Consider the following 598-nt stretch of genomic DNA (forward strand, 5'->3'; position numbering starts at 1 on the left):
TTTCAAAGATTAAAAAAATTAATGGTGAAGGGAGGTGGATTCGAACCACCGTACCTTACGGAACAGTTTTACAGACTGCTGCGTTTAGCCACTTCGCTATCCCTCCGAAATTGCTTAACAATTTCAAATTTATTTACCTTAGATATTATAGCACATATAAAAATGAAAAGCAAGCTTTTTTGATTTTTTTTAAATTTTAATTTAGGTTGTTATTTTTGATAGGAATTTGGGGTTTGGAAAAAGATATTTTGGAATTGGATAATGGTGTTTGAAATATTTTTTTTTGCAAAATAAAAAATATATTTATGAAGAAATTATCCTAACTAAATATGTTGCTTTCCAAAAGATGTTTTTTAAAAATTATAAGGATGAAAATTAAGAAATGCAGAAAAAAATATAAAAGTTTTGTTTGTTTTTTACTTATTTTGATTTTTGAATTGTTGCAAGTATTGATGAAGGAAAAAGTTTTTATAAAGCGTTTTGTTTTAATGCAAAATATTTTTGTTGCATCTTTTTTCTAGTGAGCAAAGTTTGGAAAATAGTATAGGTGTTTCCCACAATCCAATATAAAGACAATATTGGGTTAGAACGCGAGAAA

Annotated in this window: 1 tRNA gene; it reads right to left on the reverse strand. The window is 26.6% G+C overall.

The features are described 5' to 3' along the window. Positions 1–22: 22 nt before the first annotated feature. Positions 23–106: transfer RNA gene (locus OL66_RS03085), tRNA-Tyr, on the reverse strand. Between the last annotated feature and the right edge of the window lie 492 nt (positions 107–598).

Source organism: Chrysanthemum yellows phytoplasma, from assembly GCF_000803325.1.
In the GTDB taxonomy this organism is placed as follows: domain Bacteria; phylum Bacillota_I; class Bacilli_A; order Acholeplasmatales; family Acholeplasmataceae; genus Phytoplasma; species Phytoplasma asteris.